Annotated in this window: 18 protein-coding genes; 11 read left to right on the top strand and 7 right to left on the bottom strand. The window is 45.6% G+C overall.

Features of this window, described 5'->3' with window-relative positions; genetic code table 11:
- Nucleotides 1-10 precede the first annotated feature (10 nt).
- The 3 genes from F461_RS16785 to F461_RS0101785 are packed head-to-tail and all read left to right on the top strand — an operon-like array spanning nt 11 to nt 3,155.
- Nucleotides 11-994 (top strand): glucokinase, encoded by a 984-nt coding sequence (locus tag F461_RS16785; RefSeq protein WP_019999445.1) that lies wholly within the window; start codon nt 11-13, stop codon nt 992-994.
- Between the two features lie 4 nt (nt 995-998).
- Complete coding sequence (locus F461_RS0101780) at nt 999-1,694, top strand: TVP38/TMEM64 family protein (protein ID WP_019999446.1); 696 nt, start codon at nt 999-1,001, stop codon at nt 1,692-1,694.
- Entirely contained in the window at nt 1,695-3,155 is a 1,461-nt protein-coding gene (locus F461_RS0101785) for a dihydrolipoyl dehydrogenase family protein (RefSeq protein ID WP_019999447.1), read from the top strand. It abuts the gene before it with no gap.
- Nucleotides 3,156-3,443: 288 nt separating this feature from the next.
- Here the strand turns inward: F461_RS0101785 and F461_RS16790 are convergent, their stop codons facing one another.
- From F461_RS16790 to F461_RS16795, 3 genes are all read right to left on the bottom strand, one after another.
- Nucleotides 3,444-5,168, bottom strand: a complete 1,725-nt coding sequence (locus F461_RS16790; RefSeq protein WP_019999448.1) for a methyl-accepting chemotaxis protein — start codon at nt 5,166-5,168, stop codon at nt 3,444-3,446.
- 366 nt (nt 5,169-5,534) lie between these two features.
- A complete protein-coding gene (locus F461_RS0101795; RefSeq protein ID WP_019999449.1) occupies nt 5,535-6,695 on the bottom strand; it encodes a cytidine deaminase in 1,161 nt (386 codons plus the stop codon).
- 197 nt (nt 6,696-6,892) lie between these two features.
- The gene (locus F461_RS16795) at nt 6,893-7,687 is read right to left on the bottom strand and encodes a hypothetical protein (RefSeq protein WP_019999450.1); all 795 of its coding nucleotides are present in this window, start codon (nt 7,685-7,687) and stop codon (nt 6,893-6,895) included.
- A gap of 111 nt (nt 7,688-7,798) precedes the next feature.
- Here F461_RS16795 and F461_RS0101805 point away from each other — a divergent pair, with 111 nt between their 5' ends.
- Nucleotides 7,799-8,287, top strand: a complete 489-nt coding sequence (locus tag F461_RS0101805) for a CinA family protein (RefSeq protein WP_019999451.1) — start codon at nt 7,799-7,801, stop codon at nt 8,285-8,287.
- A 155-nt stretch (nt 8,288-8,442) separates the two neighbouring features.
- Here the strand turns inward: F461_RS0101805 and F461_RS18405 are convergent, their stop codons facing one another.
- The gene (locus F461_RS18405) at nt 8,443-8,928 is read right to left on the bottom strand and encodes a hypothetical protein (protein ID WP_019999452.1); all 486 of its coding nucleotides are present in this window, start codon (nt 8,926-8,928) and stop codon (nt 8,443-8,445) included.
- Between the two features lie 267 nt (nt 8,929-9,195).
- On the opposite strand from F461_RS18405, the gene F461_RS0101815 reads away from it, so the two are divergent.
- The 4 genes from F461_RS0101815 (at nt 9,196) to F461_RS0101830 (ending at nt 12,395) form a co-directional block, all read left to right on the top strand.
- Entirely contained in the window at nt 9,196-9,645 is a 450-nt protein-coding gene (locus tag F461_RS0101815; protein WP_019999453.1) for a universal stress protein, read from the top strand.
- A 227-nt stretch (nt 9,646-9,872) separates the two neighbouring features.
- Nucleotides 9,873-10,994: a histidinol-phosphate transaminase gene (gene hisC / locus F461_RS0101820; protein WP_019999454.1), complete on the top strand. Its 1,122-nt coding sequence runs from the start codon at nt 9,873-9,875 to the stop codon at nt 10,992-10,994.
- Nucleotides 10,984-11,646, top strand: a complete 663-nt coding sequence (cmk, locus tag F461_RS0101825) for a (d)CMP kinase (protein WP_019999455.1) — start codon at nt 10,984-10,986, stop codon at nt 11,644-11,646. The genes hisC and cmk overlap by 11 nt, the downstream gene beginning before the upstream one ends.
- Nucleotides 11,647-11,891: 245 nt before the next feature.
- Entirely contained in the window at nt 11,892-12,395 is a 504-nt protein-coding gene (locus F461_RS0101830; RefSeq protein ID WP_019999456.1) for an FxsA family protein, read from the top strand.
- A gap of 59 nt (nt 12,396-12,454) precedes the next feature.
- On the opposite strand, the gene F461_RS0101835 is transcribed toward F461_RS0101830, so the two are convergent.
- Both F461_RS0101835 and upp read right to left on the bottom strand, forming a co-directional pair.
- Nucleotides 12,455-13,696: a uracil-xanthine permease family protein gene (locus F461_RS0101835; protein WP_034604239.1), complete on the bottom strand. Its 1,242-nt coding sequence runs from the start codon at nt 13,694-13,696 to the stop codon at nt 12,455-12,457.
- A 194-nt stretch (nt 13,697-13,890) separates the two neighbouring features.
- Complete coding sequence (gene upp, locus F461_RS0101840; protein WP_019999458.1) at nt 13,891-14,517, bottom strand: uracil phosphoribosyltransferase; 627 nt, start codon at nt 14,515-14,517, stop codon at nt 13,891-13,893.
- 121 nt (nt 14,518-14,638) lie between these two features.
- Between upp and coaE the strand changes: the two genes are divergently transcribed.
- The 3 genes from coaE (at nt 14,639) to F461_RS0101855 (ending at nt 18,314) form a co-directional block, all read left to right on the top strand.
- Nucleotides 14,639-16,240, top strand: coding sequence for a dephospho-CoA kinase (gene coaE, locus F461_RS0101845; RefSeq protein WP_019999459.1), 1,602 nt, complete (start codon nt 14,639-14,641; stop codon nt 16,238-16,240).
- Between the two features lie 82 nt (nt 16,241-16,322).
- Nucleotides 16,323-17,651: a TrkH family potassium uptake protein gene (locus F461_RS0101850; protein ID WP_019999460.1), complete on the top strand. Its 1,329-nt coding sequence runs from the start codon at nt 16,323-16,325 to the stop codon at nt 17,649-17,651.
- A gap of 12 nt (nt 17,652-17,663) precedes the next feature.
- Nucleotides 17,664-18,314, top strand: a complete 651-nt coding sequence (locus F461_RS0101855) for a potassium channel family protein (protein ID WP_019999461.1) — start codon at nt 17,664-17,666, stop codon at nt 18,312-18,314.
- 263 nt (nt 18,315-18,577) lie between these two features.
- On the opposite strand, the gene F461_RS0101860 is transcribed toward F461_RS0101855, so the two are convergent.
- The gene (locus tag F461_RS0101860; RefSeq protein WP_019999462.1) at nt 18,578-19,654 is read right to left on the bottom strand and encodes a response regulator; all 1,077 of its coding nucleotides are present in this window, start codon (nt 19,652-19,654) and stop codon (nt 18,578-18,580) included.
- Nucleotides 19,655-19,734: the final 80 nt, after the last annotated feature.

Raw genomic sequence — 19,734 nt, forward strand, 5'->3', positions numbered from 1 at the left:
ATACGACACTATGAAACGCATATTAACCGCTGACATTGGCGGAACAAACAGCCGCTTTGCAGCCTTTACTATACAAGGAAAGACCATACGTCTGGTACGAAGCATTTGGCTTTCAACAAATGCTGCGGACAGCTTTGTACAATTACTGGAACTGCTGGCAAATTCTAACTTTGAGTTGCAGCCCTCTGAAGCAGATGCGGTGGTCTTCGGTGTTGCAGGGCCCGTTGTGGACAGCACTAAATGTGACCCACCGAACATTGCATGGGATATTGATCTCGGTGCGATTCCTAAAAAACTGTGCTGCAACAATGCGCTGCTCATTAATGACTTTCTTGCGCAAGCCTACGCATCGTTCACTCCTGCTTTCGACGATGCCGTAGAAATTGCTGCGGGTGCCCCTGCTCTAAACTGCCCTGTGGCAATCCTTGGCCCCGGCACCGGTCTTGGAAAATCACTTCTGGTACCAGATGGTACAGGGAAATACATACCCGTTCCATCTGAAGGCGGTCATGGAGCCTTCCCGTTCACAACTAAAGAAGAAACTGATTTCGCAGCCTTTGTACGTGAAAAAACAGGCAACAACGAAATCATTCAAGACAACATACTCACCGGCTCAGGTCTGGAATACCTTTTTGAATTTCACACAGGTAAGACAGCGCCTTCCCAGGCGGTTGTTGCACATTTTTCGGAGTATCCAATTGTTCTAGAGTGGTTTGCACGATTTTTTGGCCGGATATGCCGTAATTTTGTACTCGATACTTTTGCCCTTGGCGGGTTATACGTTACGGGCGGCATTGTCGCAAAAAATCCCATTATTATTGAACACAACGAATTTATGAAATCGTTCCTCGGCGATAAACAAGACAAGGACCTGCTCTGCAATATCCCCATCAAACTCAATGCTAACGAGGAAGCCGGTCTATGGGGAGCCGCTCAATACGGTGCTGACCATCTTATACGAAAAGCGAACAATCACCCTGCGATGAAAAGGTAACCGAATGACTGCAATTCAAGCAAAACGCATCAGCCTGATCACAATAATTGCTCTTCTACTGGCATCAGTCTGGTACTTTAACCTTACAGACTACCTTACACTTGAATACATTAAAGAAAAACAGGATGCGTTCAGGGTACTATACAAAGAATACAGTATCCTACTTGTAGGCGGGTTCATTCTTCTCTATATCCTTGTCACTGCTTTATCTATTCCCGGGGCTACAATAATGACCCTTGCTGCGGGTGGTTTATTCGGCTTCTGGACATCACTGATTGCCATATCGTTCGCATCTACTATCGGCGCAACACTCGCCTGTTTTGTATCCCGTTATATTCTCAAGGACTGGGTTCAGAATACATTCGGCAACAAAATTAAGAAAATTAACGAAGGAATCGAGAAGGAAGGAGCGTTCTACCTCTTCACCCTTCGTCTTGTTCCCATCTTTCCCTTCTTTGCAATAAATCTCATAATGGGCATCACCACCCTGCCATTGCGAACATACTTCTGGGTATCACAACTGGGGATGCTGCCGGGCACTGCTGTGTATGTGAATGCAGGAAAACATCTTGCCACTATCAATGACGTCTCAGACATTCTCCAACCTGTGCACATTCTTTCCTTCGCCCTTCTCGGTATTTTTCCCTTACTTGCAAAATATTTTTTAAAAATTATCCGTAAAGTAAAAGAGAACACCTAAATGGCAAAATACGATTTTGATCTCATCATTATTGGCAGCGGCGCAGCAGGACTAACCGTAGCCTCCGGTGCAGCACAGCTGGGTGTTAAAGTATTACTGATAGAAAAAGAAAAACACATGGGTGGCGACTGCCTTCATTACGGCTGTGTGCCCAGCAAAACGCTCATTAAATGTGCCAACGTACGCAACCAGATGACAAAAGCCGAAAACTACGGGCTACCCGCTCCGGCACTTGAACCTGTCGATTTTTCAAAAATCTCAGCACACATCAAATCCGTTATCGACACCATTCAGCCGCACGATTCTCCGGAACGCTTTGAAAAGCTCGGAGCCGTTATTCGCTTTGGCATTGCCTCTTTTACAGACCCGCACACTATCTCTCTTGCCCCCACAGACGGCAAAACACCTGAACACATCTCCGGTAAAATCATTGTAGTAGCAGCAGGATCTGCCCCTTCAATCCCGCCGTTCAAGGGCTTGGGTTCTGTCAATTATCTCACTAACGAAACCATTTTTTCCCAACAGAGGCTCCCGCAGTCTCTCACGGTCATCGGTGGCGGCCCTATCGCCGTGGAAATAGCTCAAGCTCTTCACAGATTAGGTTCCAAGGTCACGCTGCTCCAACGCTCTCCACACATTCTCTCAAAAGAAGATCCGGACATGGCAGAAATTGTCGAAACATCCCTCCGCAACGATGGCATTCGGGTCATAACAGGCACAAGCATTGAAGAAGTCACCCAGAACGGCGAAAAAATATCCGTCCATTATGGAACCACAGAACATCCCGCACAGGAAATTACCAGCGAAAGCCTCCTCGTTGCTCTCGGCAGAGCCCCTTCAGTGCAAGCGCTCAATCTCAAAAATGCAGGCGTGGAATATTCAACAAAAGGTATCCCAGTTGATAACAGAATGCGGACTAATGTTCCGCACATATATGCAGTGGGTGATATCACCGGCAAGCATCAGTTCACCCATGCCGCAGGCTACGAGGGCGGCATAGTCATAGCCAACGCAGTGTTCAAAATACCGCGTAAGGCAGACTACACCCTGCTCCCGTGGGTGACCTACTGTGATCCGGAACTTGCTTCCATCGGCTATAACGAAAAACGCGCACAAAACGCCGGAATAGACTACACGGTTCATACAGAAGTTTTTGCATCAAATGACCGCGCACTTGCAGAAAACCAGCCAAACGGTAAATTAAAGCTCCTGCAAGACAGCAAAGGACATGTTATCGGCGTGCAAATCGCCGGACTCCACGCCGGTGAACTTATAAACGAATGGGTCGCCATCCTCGGTGGAAAAATGACACTCTCCACCCTTGCAGGCGCAATTCACCCCTATCCGACACTCGGCGAAATCAACAAAAAGGTAGCTGGAACCATACTCAGCGAAAAAGTTTTTTCGCCGTTTACACGCAAGGTGCTCCGTACCCTGTTCAGGTATCGCGGCAACGTCTAGTTGGTCGATGCGGTCGTCTAACCATCTTCCAGTGACGCTTGTCAGCCTAACGCCATAGGTCAGTCTGCCACACTTTTTTTACATCCCCGACGTCTGGAGAAACTCTTTCTCAAAACACAAAAAGGATGGAGCTACTGCTCCATCCTTTTCTGTTAACATAGCTTAGTGTTGATCTGCACTGGTTACGGGCAATGAAAACTCTGCACGTCAATGCATTCGAGAGGACGTTCTTCTGACAGAGGCCCGCCCGCCGGAGGCACAAACACTAAAACAATGCCCCATACACACCTACTGTTTTAAATCAGCCATAAGTGATTCAAGCTCAACAGCCTGTGTGCGGACATCAAATAGAGAACGACTGAAGTCGCTCATTGATTCTGCGGTGGTTGTTGCAATGGTGTTCACTTCTACCACTGCGCTACTTATCTGTTCACTGGTTGCAGACTGCTGCTCAGACGCTGTGGCAATTGAACGGATACTGTCTGCTGTTTCAATCGCCATGGAGTTAATTTCTGTCAATGCAACAAGCGCTTTGTCAGAGCCGTTTGTTGTAATCTCCACGGATTTGTCCATTTCGTTTGCAACGGCAGTAGTTCCTTCAACGCCGCGCTGAATCCCGCCGACCTGATCAATAACTTCACGGGTTGCAACCATAGTTTTTTCTGCAAGCTTACGTACTTCGTCTGCTACAACTGCAAATCCCCGTCCGGCTTCGCCCGCGCGTGCCGCTTCGATTGCAGCATTAAGAGCAAGCAGGTTGGTCTGATCTGCAATATCAGAAATAGTGGAAATGACACCACCAATATTCGTTGCCTGAACCCCGAGGTCGGTAATTACACCACGCAGATTTTCTGCGCTTTGTGCCACAAATCCGATGGCATCTTTCAATTCTGCAATAATTTTTGCGCCTTCATCAGAACGTCCCCGAGTCTGGTCAGCTTTCTTTGCAGCCTCGCTCGCGTTCCGGGCAATATCCAGAACTGTTGAGTTCATTTCATCAATGGACATTGCTGTTTCTGAAATACGTGAGCGTTGCTCTTGTGCACCGGACTCTATCTGACCGATTTGATCGGTAAGTGACTCGGTAGTTGCCACAACAGAACGCATAGCATCGGAGGATTTATTCGCAGTCTCAATAATCCGGGAAGAAATCTTTTGAATATCCTCTTCGCGCGCTTCAACCTGAGCACGAGCAGCAAGTGCTTCTTTGGTGCTCTTTTCAGCAACGGCAGTCTTTTCTTTTGCATCCAGAATCTGCTTATGCAGACTCTGAACCATATTGGTAAGCGCTTGAGCCAACATTCCCAGCTCATCTGCACGGCTATTATCTAAAGAATATACTGCATCCGGATTATCACCAACATGCGCAGCTACACCGGAAACAATACTCAGCTCTCGGGCAGTCTTTGCATAACCAAGGCACACGGTAATGAGCACAGAAGTTACAATAAGGAGACCCATAATTAGAATATAATGCAGCATAGAAAGAGAGCTTGTAAACTCTGCAACAGAATGTTCCTTCAACTCGTCGTAATATTTTTCTATTACGGCAAACCCTTCAATCGCCAAATAATCACTTCTTTTCGCTATCTTATCAATTTGTGCAGGCGTTTTGCCTTCACTCCAAAGGCGCTTCACGAGCCTGACATTCTCATCGTACAGAACAGCAACCTTTTCTAATTTTTGAAGAGCCTCGCGTTCCTCCGGAGTAATATCCTGCAACCCTTTATATTCTTGCAGTGCTTTGTCTATCTTCTTCTGGTTAGCCATAACCATATTGTAATACTTGTCTGACCCACGCAGTACATAGTTTTTAAAGTTATGTATAATACCACCATAACCAAACTCGGACTTCATGGTTTGCAGCAAGTCCTGACGGGTTCCAACCCGTTCTGTAAACTCATTATAAGCAGATACAAGATGTGTTAGTGAATAATACGTCACCGGTGCAGCCACCAGTATTGTTACAATTCCCACCAATAAAAAATTTGAGGCTTTGCGTTTAATATTCATAAGCTCTCTATTCCTATAATTCGGTTCTAGCCAAAGGGAGTAATACTAAATAAAATTCTCAGTATTAACACAGTGCCGTTGTAGAAATATATTTAAAAATAGACGCTAGAAAATGTACAAAACAGATTGTTCAATCAACCATCGTCATTATTAATTGTATTCAAACAGCCGCACCGACATAAAACACACCTTCCCCGAAGCTATAAGAATACAAGTATCTTATCGGCATCCCTGTATCGACTTTAGCCATATTTAAAAATAAATATATTTTTATACGTAAACAGGACGCTACGCATTTTCTATAAAAATAAAAAAAGCCGACAATGTCGGCTTTTTCAAGGTACAGAAATTATGGAGCGTTATAGATTAATCGTAGGTAAAACCTTTGTTACCAGACAAAATCGGGTACGGTAACAACCGGGACACCATGATCATTTTCACATCGCCTTTATCCGGCTCAACAGCCGCAAGGATTCCACGCCCGAACTCAAACAGAAACTGCCTATCTTCAGCAGTCGGGGCAACAACAGAACCATCAGGAGCCAATGCTACTACAGCACGGAAGTCGTACTCGCCGTCTGCAATTGCTTTAAGCATTGCAGTCTTAATGGCAGAAACATTTTCCTTAGCAGTCTCTACGTTACATCCCACATAGGTTTTGCCGGAACGAGTCAGCACTGCCGCGCCTACAGGAACTTTAGAATATGGCGCATACGCGTTTACTGCAGCTTCGGAAGCTGCTTCGAACAGCTTGTTCAATTCATCTTCATATAATTCAGGAACAAACCATTTTCGGTAAATTCTATCATATTCGCCTGTAGCAACGACACGCTGGAAACCTTTGTTTACCATTTCCAGAATACGTCCTTTATCACGGTTAACCGCGACAAAGGATTCTGTAACACGCAAAAGACTGCCCACCGCACTAACTTCACCGTATTTAAAGCGCTTCAGATAGTAGTATGCTGTCTCCTCCGGCCCACAATACGCTTGTACTTCGTCACGACCAAGAGCATGGATTGCATCAACCATTGTGACGAATGGCTTAACATTCATTCCGCCAAACTCTTCGAGAACGCGCTGCTGGAACGACCCACGTTTTACAGACACCTTCTGCCCACGCAACAAGGTAACGTTCCCGACTCTGTTTGGAGTTTTGGTAAACAGACGAATCTTCATCGGTAACGTCGGTTTCTCTGAAAAATGGAAGAGCAGACTACGCTGCTTTGTTTTTGCCATACCTGTGGTCAAATCAATTGCGCCGGAAGAAAGTTCCATAAGCACATGATCCCAAACAAGAGGACGTGTAACCAGCTTAACGTTCTGGCCTTTAAATATGGCGCGAATTAAGTCAACATCAAAGCCAACAGCCTTTCCTTTTGCTTCTTCAAAAGAAAATGGCGGGAACTCCCTGTCAAAGCCATATGTAACTCTAATTGGCGCTTCTGCGTATGCCTGAGGCACAACAACAAAAGAAAATACACTCAGGGCAATGCCCAAAAAAACAGCTAAAAATCGACAGCGCATTACTATCTCCTGAAAAATAAACATGCCTTCCGGTAAGCCTGTATCACATCTCTTACAAAACAACTGCCACTCTACTCCTGTTCCGCAATCTATGGCGAAACAACGCAAAAAGGCAGCATACAACACTCTTCGGCATAACCAGAGAAAACTGTAGATAATGCCGCAAGAGCTATAACGCTGCCCTCTCAAACGCAATTTTAATTCTTTTTCAAGATCTCAATCAGCTGTTCAACCTTTGCACGGTCACTTTTGTATACTTCCGAAGCGTACTGCTTAATGAGAGATGACACCTTATTTCTTTTATCCAGCTTTGCTTTGAGCGCTGGAAGTTCCGGAAGCACCATTCCGGAAAATTCCTCACACGGAACAAATGTCAGACACATATCCTCTCCGGGGATGCATCCGGCCTTGCTGTTCACTGCTCCGACCGCTTTCTGTTTAGCCACCTTGTCCACATCCATCCCGCGTACGACACTGAGAACCTGTGACGGAGAGTGATCCCGATTAACTTTAGCAATGTGCTCGTTCAACTCAGTGCACCATTCCATGTATCGATAGAATCCCGTTGTCTTACCATACTTTTCTAAGGAACCCTTTTTTTCATACAGCGTGCCATGCAAAAAAAACTCAAAGGCGTTACGCATACGTTCATATGTTTCAAGAACACACTTTTCGTACCGCCCCTCTGCTGTGAAGGCAAAAGGCAACTTCATACTCAGCCAAGGATCGGCAGACTCTACACGAGGCAAAAAGTCAACCGGCACACCAAGTACATATAACAGCCCTTCCATATTATGTTCACTGGTCAACAATGCCATCAACTGAGCACAGATAGTTAACGCGCGCTGTTCCGCCAGTCTGATATCGCTTTCGACGCGCTCAAAAAATTCACGTTCGTCATCAATAGCCTTACGCGCACCAAAGTACCCGTTGGCGATATCCACCATAACCTCGCCCTTCAAGGATGCCGAAAGAGACTGAAAATCTGTCACCGCTTATGCCTCCTGTTCTTCACGCCATTCTACAGTGCAAACTGCGTCTCTAGCAAGGACTGCTTGCTATGCTACTCACGGAATGATAGCGAGTAATCAGGGAGTTATCATATGCATATTCCAGAATTATCCACACAAATTTTAGAACTCGGTGAAATCCTCCGCCAAAAGAAATACATGCTCGGCACGGCGGAATCATGCACTGGCGGGCTCATTTCTATGCTGCTTACTGAAGTGTCCGGTTCCTCTGACTGGTTTAAAGGAACCATTGTTTCTTATGCAAATGAGGTAAAGGAAAGCATACTGCACGTACCGCACGAAACCTTGCTGCAACATGGTGCTGTAAGTGAACAAACAGCACTGGCAATGGTACAGGGAGTACAGGATGCCCTGCAATTGCAGGCAGCAATTTCTGTAACGGGTATTGCGGGCCCTACCGGCGGCACAAAAGAAAAACCGGTCGGCACAGTCTGGATAGGCTTTGCTCTTGGCACACAGCGCTTTGCACAGCACCACGTATTCAGTGGCGACAGAACTGATGTCCGGTATCAGACTGCCATGGCGGCAATCTCTACCCTGCTGCATGAACTAAAACGGTAGCAGTAAATTTACTCGTATTTCATAAGAAAAGGCAGCCTATCAGGCTGCCTTTTCTTTTAACTTCTTTTCGCAAGGAATGCTGCTGCTGTTGCAGATTATCGCCTCATTGCTCGCCACACAGTAGTCTATAAAAGACAACGGCAGCATCGTAAGTTTTATACGAGGTAATCCCCGCGATTCAATTTAAATTGTTCAGTTACGGTCATAACCTCAAGCTCATTGCGCACGTTGTCCAACTCCGGAAAGTCGGACTGAAGAGACGGTGCAGTCTGTTTGAGCGTTGCAAGGTTATGGGCGAGCTCCTGAAGAGTTCCAAACGCGCCCTTAAGGTCCGGTGAGCCTTGTGTACTGATCTGTGTGGAATATTTTTCCCATTGATCGAGAATACCTTCTAACTCATCAGCCACTTTTTTCGGATCAACAGCAGGCTTATCGACTTCCTGTTGATCTGCATTCAGACGCGGGTCAAACGCAATGGAGCGGGTACCGGGAGGCAAGATTGCCTCTGTTGCAGACTTACTCTGCAACTCAATTTCCTGAGAAAGCAAATTATGGAAACCATCCGCAGCTCTTTTAGAGGCTTTGGTTGCCTGACTCTGCTTTTCAATCGATGTAATCTGTTCTGTAGTATTTATTCTCATAACAATATCCCCGGCGATTAGGATTTACACCTAACCTAGCAAAGAGCTTGCCAAAACGTCTGAGCCCTTGAAAACAGTACATTTTCGTTTTTCAGGAGCGTATCATGCGGAATTTTCTGCCCATTATTTGCGGAAAAAAAAGCATGACTTCTGCAATTTACATAAGAACGTTATCCTTGTCTATCTTCACAGAATGTGAGTATATGGTGTATAAAACAAAACAGTTACCCACTATAGACAGATACTCGTTATCCCTCAGGAGGTAGTATGGTTGCTATAAACAAAGCTGTTGTAGCTGTCGATTTTTCCGATGAAAGTACCTACATTGCAGAGTATGCACGACTTTTCGCTGAAAAATTTGATGCTGAATTAATTGTTATTTATGCGGCTCCATCACTGAACCAGTATGTTGGTTTTCATGTTCCACCAAACACAATTGAATCCTTTGTAGGTGAAATTGTTACCGGCGCGGAAAAAAATATGGAAGATTTCATCGAAAAACACTTCTCCGGTCTTAAGACTACCGGAAGAGTTGTAACAGGCTTTGCAGCCGAGGAAATTCTGGAAATTGCAGCTGATGAAAAGGCCGACCTCATTATTATGGGGACTCACGGCAGAACCGGTATAGACAGACTTCTGTTCGGTTCCGTTGCTGCCAAGATAGTTCGCGGGGCAGAAATTCCGGTTCTTACAGTAAGGCCTGATTTTACTAACTAACACGCTGCCTCTTGCGATATGCATTTTTGTAGTCTATTCAAAAGGACGACTCTGAACGGGTCGTCCTTTTTAATTGTGCATTTTTTTTAATGCATAACTTGCTCAACTATTGTCTAAACTAACGGCAATTCGCCTGAAACGAAGCTACATCCTTATATGATAGCCAAATCAACCACAGGCAGTATGTCAAAACATGTTGAAGAATACATCGGGGAAAGGGGCAATATATGAGCTCAAAAGTATCTGTATGTGACGCAGTTCGCGACGAGGTAAAAAGCTTTTCGCCTTACACGGCAGGAAAATCCATCGATGAAGTTAAAGAGGCATATGGTCTCAACTCCATCATCAAACTTGCAAGCAACGAAAACCCGCTGGGAACTTCCCCGCGAGTGCAGGATACTATCAAGCTTCATGCTGCATCCGTATTCCGCTATGCTCAAGTCGGCACCCCGCATCTTATCGACGCAATTGCTCATTATTTCCATATTCCCAACGATTCCATCGTAACCGGAAACGGTTCTGATGAAGTCATTGATATGCTCATCCGTGTCAAAGCGACATCCGGCAAGAATAACATTGTGGCCTTTGCCCCATGCTTCTCCATGTACAAGGTGTTGTCACAGCTGAACGGTATTGAATTCCGCCAGACCCCCCTTAACGACGATTTTTCATTCGACTGGGACGGCCTGCTCAAACTGGTAGACGAACAAACTTCTATCGTTTTCATCACCACACCGGATAACCCTTCCGGCTATGCACCGGCAGTGGAGGAAATTATTGCCCTTCACTCCAAGCTTCCAGCTTCATGCCTTCTTGTAGTTGATGAAGCGTACATGGACTTTGCGGAAAATGCAGAGAATCACTCCATGCTGCCACGACTTGCACAGTACGAAAACGTATGTGTCCTGAGAACGTTTTCAAAAACATTCGGTCTTGCAGGACTGCGTCTCGGCTTCGGTGCCATGCATCCGGAACTGGCAGAGTATCTGCGCCGCATCCGCCCTCCGTTTAACGTAAACATACTGGCGGAACAGGCAGGTATTGCCGTACTAAGTGACACACCATTTATCGAAGAAACTCTGCGGGTCACACGCGAAGGCCGTGCATATCTTACACAAGAGCTTGAAGCCTTAGACTTTACTGTCTATCCGTCTCACGCAAACTTTATTATGGTTGAAGCACCGGAAGACGGTAACTACCTTAATGAAGAGCTTCTGAAACGCGGGCTCATCATCCGTCCTCTTGTAAAGGGCTATAACCTGCCAAAGCACTTGCGAATTACCATTGGCACAGCCCATGAAAACAAAGTGCTTATTTCTGCTCTCAAGGAGATTCTTAATGCAGAATAACCTGCGCGTTGTCACCCTTGACGGCCCTGCCGGTGTCGGCAAAACAACTCTTGCCAAGCGCGTTGCACAGGAACTTTCCATTGCCTATCTCGATACCGGAGCGATGTTCCGTATCTTTGGATGGAAATTTGGGGAAGCTGCTCCAGGCATGTCTGAAAAAGAACTGGACGCGCATATTGCCCAGTACACGTTCTCTCTTTCCGGCATCGGATTTAATTCCGTTCTCTCCGTCAACGGAACACCGGTCGGTGATGAAATCCGTACAGAAGAAGTTGCCGCACTCGCTTCGTCCGTTGCCAAACTCCCTGTAGTGCGTGATGCTCTGAAACGAGTCCAACGGGAAATCAGTACTCAGACGTCTCTGGTGGCAGAAGGCAGAGACATGGGTTCCGTTGTGTTCCCAAATGCTGAATACAAGTTTTTCCTTGATGCTACAGCAGAAGAACGCGGCGCGCGCCGTTTCAAGCAATTGCAGGAAATGGGAAAACCGGCAGACCTCGATATCATCATTCAGCAGATTAAAGAGCGCGACGAGCAGGACAGAACCCGTAAAATTGCGCCCCTTGTTGCGGCAGATGACGCACACATAATTGATACAACGAAGCTTGATATCGATGGAGTCTTCGCAGCCATTATGAGTTTCTTTGACTAAGCCAAACACCGCGACATCCAATTCTACAGATTATCACTCCCGTCAGACCTGTCTGGCGGGAGTTTTGCTTACTCCAGAAGCATACAACCTGCCAAAAGTCTAAAATAGTTACCTTATTGGTTTTAACATCTTTTAACACTTTGTCTATAAAAAATATGTCATGGTGTTATAACAAAACTACACACTCCCCTCTCTCATTTTCCGCAAAATACTCCTCGTTTTTTGAAATAACCATCATACATATTATGAAGCCCATACTTACAAAAGCAGAACTCCATTTTCTGCTGGACAAACACGAATTAAGCGATCTCCAACTTCGCCAAATTGAACGACTGGAGACATGCAGATCTGTGCTGCGCGCGCTACAGTTACTCTATCCGGAAAAGTTACAAGGCTACGTTGCGCTATTTCTATTCTTTTCCATCATCAACCCGCTTGAACACAAACTCATAACCCCGTTCCACCCGCAATTAGTACTACTTGCCATAACTATCGTCACAAACTGCATCGGGTTGATAATTTTAAAATATAACAGCTCGGAATGGATAAACACCTGCCTTGATGATCTACAGATTGGTTTACTTCCTCCGGTTTCCGCATACCGCTCAGGCATTATCGCCGTTACAGGAATGCTGTTTCTTTTACCGGGGGTCGTGTTCAGCGTTGTAGGCACAATTCTCCTTATCCCCCCCATCACAACACTACTTGCTATTTATTTACAAAAACGAATTCTACTAAAATTTGAATAAAAAAAGCCCCTGCCGCATTGCGACAGGGGCTTTAGCCTTATATTGGACGGAATTTCAGGCTATGCGCGTTGTTTAGGTAGAATGAGGTTCAGTACAATACCTATGATACCGGCAAGACCGATACCTTTAAGACTGAAGGCTCCAGCGCTGAAGCTCATACCGCCAACGCCAAAAATCAAAATTACAGCGATAATTGTAAGGTTGCGAGGCTCCATAAGATCCTGACCGGCACGAACAAGAGAGTTCATACCTACAACAACAATGGTACCGAAAAGCAGAACAAGAATACCACCCATTACTGGAAGTGGAATTGTTCCAAGGAGAGCACCAAGTTTACCAACGAATGCCAGACAGATAGCTATAATGGAAGCCCATGTCATGATACCCGGGTTAAAAGATTTAGTCAGTGCAACAGCACCGGTTACTTCCGAATAGGTAGTGTTAGGAGGCCCGCCGAGCAGAGAAGCAAAAGTTGTAGCAATACCATCACCAAACATTGTACGATGAACGCCCGGTTCTTTAATATAGTTTTTACCCGTCACAGCCCCGATAGCGAGAACATCACCTACATGCTCAATAGCAGGAGCAATTGCAACCGGTACTATGTACAGAACAGCTTCCCAGTTCCATTCAGGGGTCACAAAATTAGGTACTGCAAACCACGGAGCATTCATAACTGGAGTAAAATCCACGATCCCGTAAGCCAGGCTTAAAGAATAACCAACGACAATACCACACAGAATAGGTATCAGTCTGAGCAGTCCTTTACCGCACAAGGAGACCAGAATAGTCGTACCAAGGGATGCCATAGAAATAACAAGAGCAGTAGATTCCGGAACAAGCTGAAGAGCACCGTCACCAGTTTTACCCAGCGCATTGAATACAGCCACATTAGCAAGCATAAGGCCGATAACCATAACGATTGGGCCGGTTATGGTAGTAGGCAATACACGTTCAAGAATCTGTGGACCCTGAATCTTGATAAGAAGTGCGAGCCCCATGTACAGAAAACCGGAAGCAGCAAGGCCACACATAGTCGCCGGAATACCCCAAGTCTGCACGCCGTAAATAATTGGTGCGATAAACGCAAAAGAAGATGCAAGAAAGATTGGTACAGAACGTTTCGTAACAAGCTGGAACAGCAATGTTCCCACACCGGCGGTAAAGAACGCCACGTTTGGGTTAAGTCCTGTGAGCAGCGGAACAAGCACAAGAGCACCAAATGCTACAAACAGCATCTGCGCGCCAAGAAGGCAATCTTTAAGCCTAAAAGAGTATTCCGTATTTCCGTTTGACACCATTCCCTCCTACTGTGAGTTTTTATAACTCATTTCTCAAACAATTAGCGCAACACTTTGATATAAAACACTATATCTGCGCTAAACCATATCCTGACCGCCCAAAAAAAGAGCATCCTCCCCCCAAATCCACTGCTTTAAAAAAGCAGAACCAGAGGGGGTCAAATGCTCTTCCCGTTCAAAAACGGATCGAAACGCTATTTGGTTCCGAAAATCTTATCACCAGCGTCGCCAAGACCTGGTAAAATATATCCATGCTCATTGAGTCGTTCATCCACAGATGCAGTGTAAATATCTACGTCAGGATGCGCTGCAACAACGCGTTCAACACCTTCAGGTGCTGCAACGAGGAACAGCCCGATAATTCTTTTACATCCAGCTTTTTTGAGCAAATCGATGGTAGCAATGAGAGTACCACCGGTTGCAAGCATAGGATCCAGAATAATTGCCGTGCGCTCTTCAATGTTTTTAGCGAGCTTAACGTAGTATTCTTCAGGCTCAAGAGTTTCTTCATTACGGAACATACCAACAACGCTAACTTTAACGCCTGGGATCATATCCATAATACCGTCCAGCATACCAATGCCGGCACGGAGAATTGGAACTACGGTAGCTTTCTTTCCTTTAATCTGGTCTACTTCTACAGAACCAGCCCATCCTTCGATGGTGCATTTCTCAGTTTCGAGATTTTTGGTTGCTTCATAGGTAAGAAGACGACAAATTTCATTGGAAAGTGCACGGAATTCTGCAACAGAAATGTTTGCTTCACGAATTCGTCCGAGTTTATGTTTGACCAGCGGGTGGTCAACCACGTAAACAGCCACATCGGCCTCCTTGAGCGATTGCTTTAAAAAAGCGGTCTAAAAAGACCGCGCCTAAACGCATGACTTATACTCTGAAAATTTGCCAATGGTCAAGAAACAAAAAATATAAGCTGAAAATATCATGACAACACCCGAAGAATACAGTGAATTTCCCCATTTTACGCATAGCGTCCCAGCAAATATTGATGGTGTCAGACTTGACAAACATCTTGGTGATTTTCTTAAAAATGAAGTAGTTAGCAGGGAAAAAATAAAAAAACTAATTAAAGACGGTTTTGTGACAATTAATGAAAAAAAATGTACAAAGCCTAACACTAAAGTTTTTTCAGGTATGAAAATATCAGTAACCATACCTGAAGTGCAAAACGAACTCATCCCGGAAGAAGGTGATATTAATATCCTTCACCGTGATGATGACCTCATTGTCATCAACAAAGAAGCGGGTCTTACAGTACACCCGTGTCCAAGCTGTCCGGAAGGAACTCTCGTACATCGCCTTGCGCATTCCATTCCTGAAATCACAAAGATGGAAGGATTCCGTCCCGGTATCGTTCATAGGATCGACAAGGACACCTCAGGACTTCTTATTGTCGCACTCAATGAAAAAACTCGCCTTGCCCTTTCAGAAGCTTTTGCGGCGCGTACCATTTCGAAAGAATATCTTGCTATTGTCCACGGCACCCCGCCTGAGTCCGGCGAAATCAAAGAACCTGTCGGTCGTGACCCAAAAATGAAAATTCGTATGGCAGTTGTGCCTAATGCAAAGGAAGCACATTCTGCGTACCGGACACTCTACTCCGACCCCAAGGGCAAATTTTCACTCGTCGCTATTAAAATCTTCACAGGCAGAACACACCAGATTCGAGTGCATATGAGCCATCTAGGCTACCCGCTATGGGGAGACACGCTATACGGCGGTGGTGTCAAAGAGGATTCCCCGTTGGCACCTTTTGCCTCCCGTCAAATGCTGCATGCATGGAAACTCAATTTTGAGCATCCAACAACCAAGAAACAAATGTCCTTCACGTGCCAGCCGCCACAGGACTTTATAGCACTTATCGAACGTCTGACTCTTGCGGTACAACGAGTGGCTCTTACCGGTATGCCGGGCTGCGGCAAATCTGTAGTTCTTTCTGCTCTTGCAGAAAAAGGCATTGCCACATGGAGCGCGGATGCTGTCGTTCATAAATTATATGAAAACGGTGCAGACGGCTGGTATGTACTCCGCGGGCGCTTCGGCTCTGAGGTTTCTCCCGACGACGGCCCTGTGAACCGCAAAGCGCTTTTCGCCCGTATGCAGAAAAAAAAATCTAACCGGAACGAAGTGGAACAACTTGTTCATCCGCTCATTTTGCATGACCTTATGCTCTTCTGGCAGGAACATGCAGCCGACCCGTTTGCTGTGGCTGAAATTCCACTGCTCCATGAATCACATTGGGATCGCGAAGTGGATATTGTTGCCGGAATCCGTTGCAGCGAAGACTCACGCCAGAACAGGCTGCAGGAAATTCGGGGCTGGAACGATGATCTCATTGCTACCATGGACTCGTGGCAATGGGCAGAAGATGATAAGATGAAAGCGTGTCATATTATTCTTGAGAACAATGGCTCACTTGAAGAACTCAACAACGCAGTAGATAAATTCATTGAGGCGATTATGCGTGTCCGCGCTAAAAAATTACAACAGACTGTAGAAGCTATTACTACTCTGTGGAGCGAATAGCAGCCTTGTGACCATAAAAAAATGATGCAGGAGGCTTATAAAGCCTCTTGCATACAACAACATGTAGGCGTATTGCACCCCCATGGCTAAAAAGACGTTACTACCTTTTGTGCTTCCAGTAGCAGCCTTCGGTACAACAATTATTGTCGGGGCGATGCTGCTGTATGAGTTTTCATCTACAGGCACTATGAGTTGGATAGACGCACTCTTCACTGCAACTTCTGCCGTGTGCGTTACAGGACTTACGGTTATAGACCCTGCTTCATCGCTGACAGACGGAGGGCAGACAACGCTGCTTGCCCTTATTCAGCTTGGCGGACTTGGTATTATGACATACTCAAGTCTTGCCCTGTATCTGCTCAGGCGAAGGGTTACACTTACAGACAGGCTTGCTGTCGGGCAGGCTCTTCTGCACAACACATCGTTTGATCTCGGACGTTTTTTACTGCGTCTGGCTGCGATGACATTTACCATTGAAATAGTTGGAACTATTCTGCTTTATTTCTTCGGAGATGGCCGCTTCACTGTATTTTCTGCAATTTTCCATGCCATTTCAGCATTCTGTAATGCCGGATTCTCTCTCTTTCCAGACAACATGATGAGCATGACAACCAACGTAGGGGTCAACTTTACCATTATGATACTCATCATTCTTGGCGGGTTGGGCTTTTCTGTGCTGGATGAGCTACACTTATGGTTCCGACAGAAAAGGAAACACAAACTCTCGTTTATTACCAAAATTATTCTCTCAACATCTGCAATGCTGATAGTTGTCGGAACAATTGCACTGTTTATTTCACGTATATCCTCCCCCAACGGAGAGAGTTTTACAACGAACCTGCTTACATCTCTTTTTCAGTCTGTGACGGCTCGTACTGCCGGATTTAACACAGTGAACATGGCCGAAATGACAAACCTGTATCTGCTGTTTATGATTTTTTTAATGCTTATCGGCGGCGCACCGGGGTCATGTGCGGGAGGGATTAAAGTTACAACGTTCCGGGCTCTTGGCGCATTCATGCTTGCTCAGGCACGAGGTCAGGAACAAGTCGTCATTGGCAACAAGTCTCTGGATTCAAAGACAATCAACAAGGTTGTTACGCTTGTATTCATGGTCACTATTATTGTCTGCCTTGCCACTGTTGCACTAAACTTAACAGAGGGCGGAAACTTTTCTCACACGCAGCTGCGCGGACAATTTTTAGAAATATTTTTTGAAGTTGTTTCTGCATTTGGTACAGTTGGACTCAGCATGGGCTTAACCGCAAAACTTACCACTGCGGGTAAGTGTATTATCATCGCCCTTATGTTCGTAGGCCGTATCGGCCCTATCTGGCTGCTGACAACGCTACAACAGTTTCATTCAAAAGTTCGGTATAAAGTACCGGAAACAGACCTTCCTATCGGCTAGGAGCATATAAAGATGAAAAAAATGGAAGTAGGAATAATTGGGCTCGGTAAATTTGGCAGCGCACTTGCTGAATGTTTATCCGACCTCGGGCATACAGTTATCGGCGTGGATAGCTCCTCCAACGCCACTAAGAAGGCTGAAGAATTTCTTGATCAGACATATCAGGCAGATGCAACCGACGATGTTGTCCTCAAGCAGATGCGCTTTATGGATTTAGACAAGGTCATTGTCAGTGTCGGTAAATCTATGGAAACCTCCATCCTTATCGTCTTGAATCTGCAAGAAATGGGAGTCAAAAAGCTCGCCGTAAAAGCTATCAGTCACGAGCACGCTGTTGTTCTGAAGAGACTCGGTGTTGATACCGTAATTCAGCCGGAACGCGATGCAGCAAGCCAATTTGCACACCGTATAGCCAACCCGGGGATGCTTGACCTGCTCCCGCTGGGCGGCAACATCTTGCTGCAAGAGCTGGAAGTACACAAATGGGCAGGAAAAAGCCTTATCGATCTCGGACTGACCAGCTTCGGCGTTATGGTTGTAGCTTCCAAGAAAAAAGGGGACAAGGAGTACGAATTTGTTCCACCGGCGGACAGGATCCTGAAAGAAGGAGACATTCTTGTCGCCATCGGTAAAGAGTCTGACCTGCTTGAGCTTGAACCGTAGTCACTCTCTCCGGCATATTTTTTCCCGCTTATTAACGTTTACAGAACGACCTCGAGCAACAAAATCACTTTGCATAAAAAAACGGGTGGAGTTTATAACTCCACCCGTTTTTTTATGAAAAATAGCAATTTTCACAGAACGATAAGGTATCCTCTACCTTCTTGAAAACAAAAAGCAAAGAGTTCCTCTCATCCATCCAGCTCTCGAATCAGCAGGTAACAATTTCAAGTCACTCAAAAAATATTCGAGACAGAATCCCTTTTTTACGCCCCAATCCCAAGAGCACTGTGCAAATGTTCTGAAACATTTGCGGTGGTTTCTGCGTATTTCTTTTTAATTTCAAGCACTGCTGGCAATTCGCTCAAAAAAACAGTCACTAAGTCAGGATCAAAATGTTTTCCAGCATCTTCATGAATGAGCGCCACAGCATCTTCAACCGACCATGCACTTTTGTAGGGACGCTCAGAAGTAAGGGCATCAAAGACATCTGCTATAGCAACGACTCTACCCGAAAGCGGGATATCTTCACCGGCAAGGCCATACGGGTAACCGGTTCCATCCCATTTTTCATGATGCGTAAGCGCGATTTCCCGTGCTGTTGATAACAACAGGGACGGATGATTATCACCGATAATCTCAGCGCCATACTCCGGATGCTTACGCATTATCTGCCATTCTTCCTTCGTAAGCTTTCCGGGCTTATTAAGAATGGAGTCTGGAATCCCAATCTTCCCGACATCATGCATTGGTGCAGCCTGAAACACCAGTTGAACCCAATCATCACCGGTATCAACCTGCTGGGCAATAATACGGGCATAGTGGCTCATCCTGATGACATGCAAACCAGTTTCGTTATCTTTATATTCAGCAGCCTGCCCTAAGCACCGAATGAGTTCCAGATGTGTGTTCTGCAACTCCTTAGTTCTTTGTAAAACAAGCTCTTCCAAATGATGGGTCTGGTTTCGCAAAGCTAATTGGGTACCTACCCGGGCTTTTACGATTGCAGGCAAAACAGGTTTACTTATGTAGTCTACAGCACCCAGTTCAAATCCCTGCGTTTCATTATCTGCTGAGTTTTTTGCCGTTATAAAAATAATAGGTATTTCTGCCGTTGCCGGATCTTCTTTTAAACGACGACAGACTTCATACCCATCCATGGACGGCATTACCACATCAAGTAAAATCATATCCGGTGAAGGATTATTACGAGCAATTTGTAACGCTTTTTCTCCTGTGCGGGCAGCCTTAACTTTATACTGCGGTTGTAGGATAGTCCGCAATATCTCAATATTCTCCGGTGCGTCATCAACCACCAGAACAGTCAGCTTATCTCGAGTCACAGAACAGCCCCCAAGCCTATATATGTTCTCAAAATACCTATTCCATAGCTAGTTCTCTATATGGAACACCTGATTGATAT

The organism is Halodesulfovibrio aestuarii DSM 17919 = ATCC 29578, from assembly GCF_000384815.1.
Lineage (GTDB): Bacteria > Desulfobacterota > Desulfovibrionia > Desulfovibrionales > Desulfovibrionaceae > Halodesulfovibrio > Halodesulfovibrio aestuarii.